Annotated in this window: 9 protein-coding genes and 1 pseudogene; 7 read left to right on the top strand and 3 right to left on the bottom strand. The window is 73.6% G+C overall.

The features are described 5' to 3' along the window. From CCN44_RS34990 to CCN44_RS34980, 3 genes are all read left to right on the top strand, one after another. On the top strand, positions 1 to 364 hold a 364-nt coding region (locus tag CCN44_RS34990; protein ID WP_143650185.1), incomplete at its 5' end, for a DUF2293 domain-containing protein. Positions 365 to 539: 175 nt separating this feature from the next. Continuing rightward, positions 540 to 1,019: an anthrone oxygenase family protein gene (locus CCN44_RS34985; RefSeq protein ID WP_086702516.1), complete on the top strand. Its 480-nt coding sequence runs from the start codon at positions 540 to 542 to the stop codon at positions 1,017 to 1,019. 263 nt (positions 1,020 to 1,282) lie between these two features. Beyond that, the gene (locus CCN44_RS34980) at positions 1,283 to 2,770 is read left to right on the top strand and encodes a glutamate synthase subunit beta (RefSeq protein ID WP_086702509.1); all 1,488 of its coding nucleotides are present in this window, start codon (positions 1,283 to 1,285) and stop codon (positions 2,768 to 2,770) included. A gap of 123 nt (positions 2,771 to 2,893) precedes the next feature. Here the strand turns inward: CCN44_RS34980 and CCN44_RS34975 are convergent, their stop codons facing one another. Then, complete coding sequence (locus tag CCN44_RS34975; protein WP_086702506.1) at positions 2,894 to 3,439, bottom strand: carboxymuconolactone decarboxylase family protein; 546 nt, start codon at positions 3,437 to 3,439, stop codon at positions 2,894 to 2,896. A 47-nt stretch (positions 3,440 to 3,486) separates the two neighbouring features. Between CCN44_RS34975 and pdxR the strand changes: the two genes are divergently transcribed. Further along, the gene (gene pdxR, locus CCN44_RS34970; protein WP_086702503.1) at positions 3,487 to 4,926 is read left to right on the top strand and encodes a MocR-like pyridoxine biosynthesis transcription factor PdxR; all 1,440 of its coding nucleotides are present in this window, start codon (positions 3,487 to 3,489) and stop codon (positions 4,924 to 4,926) included. A 106-nt stretch (positions 4,927 to 5,032) separates the two neighbouring features. Here the strand turns inward: pdxR and CCN44_RS34965 are convergent, their stop codons facing one another. Beyond that, positions 5,033 to 5,287 (bottom strand): DUF397 domain-containing protein, encoded by a 255-nt coding sequence (locus CCN44_RS34965; protein WP_030348027.1) that lies wholly within the window; start codon positions 5,285 to 5,287, stop codon positions 5,033 to 5,035. Beyond that, entirely contained in the window at positions 5,288 to 6,148 is an 861-nt protein-coding gene (locus CCN44_RS34960; protein WP_059248729.1) for a helix-turn-helix domain-containing protein, read from the bottom strand. 268 nt (positions 6,149 to 6,416) lie between these two features. Here CCN44_RS34960 and CCN44_RS34955 point away from each other — a divergent pair. From CCN44_RS34955 to CCN44_RS34945, 3 genes and pseudogenes are all read left to right on the top strand, one after another. After that, positions 6,417 to 7,016 (top strand): annotated as a pseudogene (locus tag CCN44_RS34955) (ATP-binding protein); the annotation flags it as partial. Positions 7,017 to 7,324: 308 nt separating this feature from the next. Further along, positions 7,325 to 7,774 carry a hypothetical protein gene (locus tag CCN44_RS34950; protein ID WP_208639902.1) on the top strand — a complete coding sequence of 150 codons (450 nt, stop codon included), beginning with the start codon at positions 7,325 to 7,327 and terminating at the stop codon, positions 7,772 to 7,774. A gap of 309 nt (positions 7,775 to 8,083) precedes the next feature. After that, positions 8,084 to 9,420 (top strand): ABC transporter ATP-binding protein (locus CCN44_RS34945; RefSeq protein ID WP_462509661.1); only part of this gene is annotated, 1,337 nt, incomplete at its 3' end.

Below are 9,420 nucleotides of genomic sequence, written 5' to 3'. Positions count from 1 at the left end.
GCGGCGCCGGCGGCGGGCGCGGGACGCGCGGCGCAGAGCGGCGGAGGACGAGCGGTTCGCGGCGGCGTTCGCGGCCGAGATTCTCCGGCTGCTCCCGGGGTGTCCGCCCGACCGGGCCCGGGCGATCGCGGCCCACGCGTCGGTGCGCGGCAGCGGCCGGGTCGGGCGCAGCGCGGCCGGGCGGGCGCTGACCGAGGGGGCGGTGATCTCGGCGGTCGTGGCGGCCGTACGGCATGTGGACACGCCGTACGACCAGCTGCTGATGAGGGGAGTACCGCGGCATGAGGCACGGCGCCGGATCGCGCCGGCCGTGGAGAGCGTGTTGCGGACGTGGCGGGAGGCCGGGGAGGAGGAGACGGGCTGAGGACCGCGAGGTGAGGAGAGTGAGGAGGTGAGGCAGGTGGGGTGGAGGGGGCGTCGGGACGGGTGCGACCGTGGGACTCGGGCGGGGCCGGTTCCCGGTCCCGGGCCTTCACCGGGGACAGGGGAACGCTGATGCCGGGCTACGGCACGGGGTGGAACGGAAGGGGGGCGTGGAGATGATCGACGGGCCGTTCTTCGTGCTGGTCGTGGCGGGAATTCTCGGGACCGGGCTGGTGGCCGGGGTCTTCTGCGGGTTCTCGACCTTCGTGATGCGGGGGCTCGCGGCGCTGCCGCCCGCCCAGGGTGTCGCGGCGATGAACGCGATCAACGTCGCCGCGGTGCGGCCGGCCTTCATGGCCGTGTTCACCGGGTCCGCGGTGCTGAGCGCGCTCATAGCGGTGGTGACGTTCGTGGTGTGGCCGGACGAGGGGACGGTGGAACTGCTGGTGGGCAGCGCGCTGTACCTGATGGGCTCGTTCGGGTTGACGATCGTCGCGAACGTGCCCCGCAACGACCGGCTCGCCGGGCTCACCCCGGGCACCCCGGAGGCCGCCGTGTACTGGCCGGAGTATGTGCGCGAGTGGACGTTCTGGAACCACGTCCGGACCGTCGCCTCGGCCGCGGCGGCCCTCGCCTACATAGTGGCCCTGGCCTGATCCGGCCTCGGCGCGCACCCGGCGCCGCGCGCCGCCGAGAGGGCCGCCCCTGCCCGCCCGGCTGAGCATCACCCGGCCGCCGGGAACCCCCGGGCCGGGTGCCGTGATCCCTGGGAGAAAGCGCTGTCCGCCACTCTGCGCGGGTGTCGGCGGGGACGTATCGTGGCCGGAAGAGTGCCGCCCGATGACGCACGGCCCTTCGTACACCCGGTGCCTGTGGTGCCACCCGGTGCCTGTGGTGCCCGTACGCGAGGAAGACGCCCATGGCCGATCCCAAGGGGTTCATGACCACGCCGCGCCAGGAGTGGCCGCGGCGGCCCGTCGAGCAGCGGGTGCGGGACTGGGACGAGGTGTACGTCCCGGGCGCGCTGCTGCCCATCATCAGCAAGCAGGCCGACCGCTGCATGGACTGCGGCATCCCGTTCTGCCACCAGGCCTGCCCGCTGGGCAATCTCATCCCCGAGTGGAACGACCTGGTCTCGCGGGAGGACTGGCGGACCGCGAGCGACCGGCTGCACGCCACCAACAATTTCCCGGAGTTCACCGGGCGGCTGTGTCCGGCGCCGTGCGAGGCGGGGTGCGTGCTGGCGATCAACCAGCCGGCCGTCACCATCAAGAACGTCGAGTGCGCGATCGCCGACCGGGCGTGGGAGGAGGGCTTCACCCCTCCCCGGCCGCCCGAGCGGCTGAGCGGGAAGACGGTCGCCGTCATCGGCTCCGGGCCCACCGGGCTCGCCGCCGCGCAGCAGCTGACCCGGGCCGGGCACACGGTCGCGGTGTACGAGAAGGACGACCGGATCGGCGGGCTGATGCGGTACGGCATACCCGCGTTCAAGATGGAGAAGCGGCATCTGGAGCGGCGGATCGAGCAGATGCGCACCGAGGGGACGAAATTCCGCACCTCGACGGCGGTCGGCCGGGACGTCTCGGCCACCGAACTGCGGTCCCGGTACGACGCGGTGGTGATCGCCACAGGAGCGACGGCGTGGCGGGAACTTCCGGTGCCGGGCCGGGCGTTGAACGGGATACACCAGGCGATGGAGTACCTGCCGCTCTCCAACCGGGTGTGCGAGGGGGATCTGGAGGTCTCGCCGCTGTCGGCCGCCGGAAAGCATGTCGTGATCGTCGGCGGCGGGGACACCGGGGCGGACTGTCTGGGTACCGCGGTGCGCGAAGGGGCCGCGTCCGTGACCCAGCTGGACATCTACGCACAGCCGGGCGCCGAGCGCGACGAGGACAGCGAGCCGTGGCCGACGTACCCGAAGATCTACCGGCTGTCGGCGGCGCACGAAGAGGCGCGGGATCTGCGTACGGCGCCGGCGGCGGACGCGGACGCGCGGCTGTTCGCGGCGTCCACGCTCCGCTTCGAGGGGGACGAGAGGGGGAATGTGCGGTCACTGCATCTCGTGGAGGTCGACGAGCGGCGGCTTCCGGTGCCGGGCACCGGGCGGACGCTCCCCGCCGACCTGGTGCTGCTAGCCCTCGGGTTCTCCGGGCCCGACCAGGAGGACGGGCTGATCGAGCAGCTGGGGCTGGCGCTGCAGCCGCGCGGCACGATCGCCCGGGACGACGGCTTCGCGACCAATGTGCCCGGTGTGTTCGCCGCGGGGGACGCGGCGCGCGGGCAGTCGCTCATTGTCTGGGCGATAGCGGAGGGGCGGGCCGTCGCGGCGGCCGTCGACCGCTATCTGACCGGGAGTTCCCGGCTCCCGGCCCCGATCGCGCCCACGGACCGGCCGATGGTGGCCTGAGCGCCGGCACCACCGGCACCAGGCCGGCACGAGGCCGGGACCAGCACCAGCGGCACCGCCGGCCCCGTCCAGTCGGCTCCCGCCCCCGCGAGGGGCACGGCCTCAGCCGGCGCGCCGACGCTGTCAGCCGGTGCGCTCGTCCGTGCCCGCGACCTTTCCGGTGGCCAGGGCCACGCGGTTCCACGTGTTGATCGTGAGGATCAGCGACAGGACGTGGGCCAGTTCCCGGTCGTCGAAGTGGGCGGCGGCCTCGGCGTAGACGGCGTCGGGGACACCGCCGTCGGCGACCAGGGTCACCGCCTCCGTCAGGGCGAGGGCGGCCTGTTCCTTCGGGGTGAAGAAGTGCCGTGCCTCGCGCCAGACGGCGACCATGTGGAGCCGGTCCTCGTTCTCGCCGGCCTTGCGGGCGTCGTTGGTGTGCATGTGCAGGCAGTAGGCGCAGTGGTTGAGATGGGAGGCGCGGATCTGGATCAGTTCGACCAGGGCCGGGTCGATGCCCTCGCGGGCGGCGGCGTCGAAGCCGACGATCGCGCGGAAGACCTTCGGCGCGGCCTTCGCGAAGTCCAGGCGCGTGCGGGCGGCCTCGGCCGCGGCGATGCCGGGGGTGAGGTCGGCGTCGGCGGTGGCGGCGGTGATGGCGGTGATGGCGGTGGCGGTGTTCGTCGTCATGTGCTCCAACCTAGGAGCCTGAAAGACCGGCTGTAGGGTGCATTTCCATGACGGAATCGTGGGTCAATTCCGCGGAGCGGATCGGTGCGGACCTGCATCTGGAGCTGTCCGGGCCGGGCGGCCGGCGGGCGGCGCTGACCAGGGCGCTGCGGGAGGCCGTGCGCAGCGGGCGGCTGACGCCGGGCACCCGGCTGCCGCCGTACCGGTCGCTCGCGGCGGACCTGGGCGTGGCCCGCAACACGGTGGCCGACGCGTACGCCGAGCTGGTCGCGGAGGGCTGGCTGACCGCCCGGCAGGGTTCGGGGACCCGGGTCGCCGAGAGGAGCGAGCCGCTGCGGCACGCCGTCCGCACGCCCGTGAAGGCGCCTTCACGCGCGCGTGGGCCGCGGCACGACCTGCGGCAGGGCACGCCGGACGCGTCGGCCTTTCCGCGCGCGGCCTGGGCGGCCTCGTACCGCCGGGCGCTGCAGGCGGCGCCGAACGAGGCGTTCGGGCCGGGCGATCCGGCCGGGCGCCGCGAGCTGCGCGAGACGCTGACGGAGTACCTGGCACGCGCGCGTGGGGTGCGGACCGAGCCGGACCGGATCGTGATCTGCTCGGGTTTCGCGCACGCGCTGCGGCTCCTGTTCGGCCGGGGCACGCCGGACGGGCCGGCCGCGGGCGGGGTGCTGCGCGGTCCGCTGGGCGTGGAGGCGTACGGTCTGGGCTTCCACCGGGACCTGCTCGCGGCGGCCGGCGTGCGCACCGTACCGCTGCCGCTGGACGAGCACGGTGCGCGGGTGGACGCGCTCGGGCGCGAGCGGGCCGCGCTGCTGACGCCCGCGCACCAGTTCCCGACCGGCGGCCCGCTGCATCCCGAGCGCCGGGCCGCGGTGATCGACTGGGCACGCGCGCGCGGGGCGACGGTGCTGGAGGACGACTACGACGGCGAGTTCCGGTACGACCGCCGGCCCGTCGGCGCGCTCCAGGGGCTCGATCCGGAGCGGGTGATCCACCTCGGGTCGGTCAGCAAGAGCCTGTCACCGGCGTTGCGGCTGGGCTGGATGGTGCTGCCGCAGCGGTATGTGGAGCCGGTGCTGGCGGCGAAGGGGGAACGGGAGGGGTGGGCGAGCGTGCTGGACCAGCTGGCTCTCGCGGACTTCGTCGCCTGCGGGTCGTACGACCGACATGTGCGGCGGATGCGGCAGCGGTACCGGCGGCGGCGTGACCGGCTCGTCGCCGCGCTCGCCGCGCAGGCGCCGCACATCGAGGTGACGGGCATCGCGGCCGGGCTGCACGCGGTGCTGCGACTGCCGCCGGGCACGGAGCGGTCGACGGTGAAGGCCGCCGCGTGGCAGGGCATCGCCCTCGACGGGCTCGCCGGGTTCCGGCACCCGGAGAGCCCGACGGCGGCCGGCGACGGCCTGGTGGTGGGGTACGCGGCTCCGGCCGAACACGCCTACGGGGCGGCGCTGGAAGCGCTGTGCGGGGTGCTGCCGCCGGAGTGACGGTCAGGGGGCGGGCGGAGGCCGGTACGGGGGATCGGCCCGGTACCGGCTCGCCCGGTTCGTGAGGGACGGGTCAACAAGGAAGCGGAGTTAGCAACAACACAGGTCAGGACAGCAGGAAGTCGGCCTCACCCGCCTTGGCGCCCTCGATGAACGCGGTCATCTCGTCCATGGTGTAGATCAGCGCCGGCCCGTCCGGGTCGGTCGACTGACGGACGGCGATCCGGCCGTCGGCCAGCTTCATCGCTTCCAGGCAGTTTCCGCCGTTCCCGCCGCTCCAGGGCTTGTGCCAGCCCTCGCTGCCCAACTCCCGCGCGGGCATGCCGTTGTACACGCGTCCGCGCGGCTTGATGCGATCCATTCACAGCTCCTTGCGGAGATCCTCGAGGATCTCCTTCGTGCGTTGTGCCGTAGCGGCCTGCGCCGCCATGCGGTCCATGACCTCCAGGTGGGTCGCCACCTCGGTGCGCGCGTCCAGGTAGACGGCCCCGGTCAGGTACTCGCTGTAGACCATGTCCGGCAGTTCTGACATGGCAAATCGGAACAGCACGAAGGGCCCGTACGTTCCCGGGTGGGGCCCGTTGGCGAACGGGGCCACCTGGAGCGTCACATGGGGCAGCTTCGTGGCCTCCAACAACTTGTCGATCTGCGCGCGCATCACCTCCGGGCCGCCGACCGGGCGGCGCAGGGCGGTCTCGTCCATCACCACCCAGAAACGGGGCGCGTCGGGACGGGCCAGCAGTTCCTGCCGTTGCATGCGCAACGCGACATGCCGCTCGATGTCGTCCGGGCTCGTCTGGCCGATGGCGCCGGACTTCAGCACGGCGCGCGCGTAGTCCTCGGTCTGCAGCAGGCCGGGGACGAAGTGCGGCTCGTAGGAGCGGATCAGGGCGGCGGCGCCCTCCAGGCTGACGTACATCGAGAACCAGCCCGGCAGGATGTCGTGGAACCGCTGCCACCAGCCGGGTTTGTTCGCCTCTTCCGCCAGCTGGACGAAGACCTCGGCCTCCTCGTCGGGGACGCCGTAGGCCTTCAGCAGCAGTTGCACGTACGGGATCTTGAGGGCGACCTCGGCCATCTCCATGCGGCGGACGGTGGCGGGCGCGACCCGGAGGACGCGGGCGGCCTCCTCGCGCTTCAGTCCGGCGCGTTCCCGCAGGTCCAGCAGGCGCCGGCCGAGGACCACCTGGCCCACCGTCGGCGCGGACCGCGGTTCGCTCACGCTCCCACCTCCACCGAAAGCCCCTCACCGAAGCGTTGTGCCGAAGCCCGCCGCCGAAGCTCCCTGCCGGAGCCCCGTGTCCAAAGTTTCCTGACAGCCCTACGGCGCCATTCGAAGCTTCGTTCGAAGGCCGGTCGGGTCTCCGACGACTCCAATTGGCGCCGCGCGACGTGCTGTTCCGAGCAGTGTGCCACGGCCTCCCACCGAGTCACACAGCACTCTGCAATTTTCAGAGTGACTCTTGCCAAGTGTCCGTGGCAGGGAGATAGTGGCAGGCGTGATTCCGTCCGCGCCCTTAGGAACAGACGCGGCCGCAGACCCTTCCGGTCTCGGTGCCGCGGCGGGAGCATCCCCCCAGGGGGGCGCTGCCGAGCGCAGGTTCCGCTTCGAACTGGCCGCACACCCGGGTTCCGTCGCCCAGGCGAGACGCCTGACGTACGCGCGGCTGTCCGGCTGGTCGGTCTGCGCGGACACCTGCGACAACGCGGCCCTGGTCATATCCGAGCTGGTCACCAACGCGATCGTGCACACCGCGAGCGGCCGGGTCGTGTGCGAGCTGCACGATCACGACGACATGGTGCGCATAGCCGTACACGACGAGGGCTGTGCTCCTGGCGAACCCCGTCCGTCCCCGCAGCGACCCGACGAGGAGCACGGGAGGGGGTTGCTTCTCGTCGACGCGCTGTGCCGGGCCTGGGGTGCCCAGGAGCACGGCCCCGGCCTGCTGGTCTGGGCCGAACTGCCCCGCCGGACCGATACCGGCGAGGACACCGGCGAGCCGCGGGACGACCTGGGCTGGGGCGCCCGCCCCAAGCCGAGCCGCTCGGACGACTCCGACGAGGACCGGCCGGCCGAAGCGAGCGGGCGAGCGCCAAAGGAGGGCGAGCGGGTGGAATCAGGGCGGTACGGGCCCGGGGAGCCGGAGCACGACGGGCTCGGGAAGCCGGGTCGGCAAGGGCAGGGGGAACCGGGGCGGCGCGGGCACGGAATGCCGGAGCAGCACCGGCACGTCCCCGCCGGTCAGCCGCTGCGCGGGACACCCGAGCAGCAGCGGCACGGCACGGTGGACCAGCACCGGCACACCGCCCGCCCGCACCCGCACCCGCACCGACCGCAGACGCCCCCGGAGCCGCACGCGTACCGCGCGCCCGAGTGGCGCCTGCCCGGGGAGCGTCCGTGAGCGGCGCCGGCCGGTCCGACGGCATCGGTGCCGGCCAGGAGCCCGCCATCGGCCTGAACACCCTGGTCCGCCTGCAGCGCCGCCGGCCGGCCCCGGAACCGGGCCATCGGCTGTCGCTGCCGGACGGCATGACCGCCCCGCTGGGCTTCGACGCCGTGGCCGTGCCCGATCGCCTCGGTCCGCTCGTCGTGACCCGGCTGCCGCGGGTGGGCTGCGTGTACACCGACGGCTCCCACTGGTGGTGGATCGTTCCGTCGGACTCCGACTACGCCCTGCCCTGGCCGGCCCCGGCCCACTACTCCGCCGGCGCCCTGGTCACCGGCACCGCCCGGCTGATCCACCGGCCGGAGGGCACGGTTCCGTACACCCCGCCGATCCCGCTGTACCTGGCCCTGTGCCGGGTGACGGGGACGGCCCCGGACTGGTCGCGGGCCGTCCCGGCGTAACCGGTCCACCCCCGTCCCGGCGTAGCCGGTCCACCGCCGGCCCGCTCACCGCTCCACCGCACGGCCCACTCACCGCTCCACCGCACGGCTCGCTCACCGCCGCCCGGCGGCCCCCGGCCGGGCCCGCACCCCACGCCCGGTGATCGCGCCATAGCCATACGCCATAGCCATACGCCGTAGCCATAGGCCGTAGCCACGACCCCCAGCCCTCGACCGCGCTCCTTTCGCGCCCCTCGCACGTCCTCTCGCGCCCTGCCGGGCGGCGGCCACGGCCGCGATAGTGGCCGTTCCGTCGGGGTCCGGGAGGTCATGGTGAGGAAGGGACGGGAGGCGGCCGAGCCCGTGGTGTCGGCGTCGGAGCGGCTGCTGTTCGGCGGGCCGCTGCGCTACGACATGGGCTGGAACCAGCACGCGGACGCCTTCCTGACGCTGAGCTTCCGGGCGATGACGGCCCGGCTGCCCGGCATGCTGGCGTCCAGTCTGCGGCTGGCCCGGCAGGCCGACGCGCGGGCCGCGCGCGTGGTGCTGGCCGCCGAGGTGGGCCGGGGCGCGGCCCAGGCGGTGAGTCTGCTGGCCGTGAACACCGCGCTCGGCAAGCTGCTCACCGGCCCCGACATCGCACAGCGGCTGCGCTCGGCCGCACCGGCCCTGGCCGTGATGGCGGCCGTGATGCTGGTGGCCGCGCTGCTGCGGGCCGCCTCCGTCTATGCCACCGGACGGCTGGAGCCCAAGGTGGAGCGGGTGGCGACCGAGCTGTACCTGGAGCGGGCGGCGAACGTCGAGCTGGCCGCGATCGAGGACCACGCCTTCCACAAACTGCTGGACACGGCCCAGTACGGCGCCCGGTCCGCCCGGCACATGATCGGCTACAGCGCCCGGGTGATCAACGCGATGATCTCGCTGGTGGCCGCGGCGGGCGTGCTCACCGTGCTGCATCCGGCCCTGCTGCCGCTGCTGGTCACCATGACCCTGCCCAGCGCCTGGAGCGCGCTGACCAACGCCCGGCGCCGCTACGAGTCCTTCCACACCTGGGTGCAGCACGCCCGGGCCGGCCAGCTGATCAGCAGCCTGCTCACCGAGCCGGCCGCCGCGCCGGAGATCCGGGTGCACGGAGTGGGCCCGTTCCTGCTGCGCCACTTCCGGTCCATGTCGGAGACCGCGGAGGCCGAGCAGGCCCGGCTGTCCCGGCTGGCCGCGCGGACCGGGCTGATCGCGGCGGCCTGGACGGGCCTGGCGACCCTCGCCACCTACGCGACGCTGGGCGCGCTGCTGCTGGCGGGTGCGATGGCCCTGTCGGTGGCCGGTACGGCGGTGATCGCGATCCGTACCGGGGCGGCGAGCCTGGACACGCTGGTGCTGGAGATCAACCAGCTGCACGAGGAGGCTCTGTTCGTGGGCGATCTCCAGCGGATGTACACCGCGGCGGCCGAGCGGGCTATCCCAGCGGGCGGGGAGCCGCTGCCGGAGGATCCGAAGGAGATCCGGTTCGAGAACGTCACCTTCAGCTACCCGCAGGACGCGGAGCCGGAACCGACCGCTCGACCGACCCCGGAGGAACCGGAACCGGAACCGACCGCTCGATCGGCCTCGGAGGCACCGCAACCGGAGCCGACCCCTCGACCGCACCCGGAACACCCGACCCGCTC

The sequence above is a fragment of the Streptomyces tricolor genome, from assembly GCF_002155905.1.
GTDB classification, from domain to species: domain Bacteria; phylum Actinomycetota; class Actinomycetes; order Streptomycetales; family Streptomycetaceae; genus Streptomyces; species Streptomyces tricolor.
This window is presented reverse-complemented; position numbering and strand designations above follow the sequence as displayed.

Coding starts and splice junctions, on each gene's coding strand:
- CCN44_RS34985 (WP_086702516.1), top strand. CDS start 540: ATGATCGACGGGCCGTTCTTCGTGCTGGTCGTGGCGGGAATTCTCGGG.
- CCN44_RS34980 (WP_086702509.1), top strand. CDS start 1,283: ATGGCCGATCCCAAGGGGTTCATGACCACGCCGCGCCAGGAGTGGCCG.
- CCN44_RS34975 (WP_086702506.1), bottom strand. CDS start 3,439: ATGACGACGAACACCGCCACCGCCATCACCGCCATCACCGCCGCCACC.
- pdxR (WP_086702503.1), top strand. CDS start 3,487: ATGACGGAATCGTGGGTCAATTCCGCGGAGCGGATCGGTGCGGACCTG.
- CCN44_RS34965 (WP_030348027.1), bottom strand. CDS start 5,287: ATGGATCGCATCAAGCCGCGCGGACGCGTGTACAACGGCATGCCCGCG.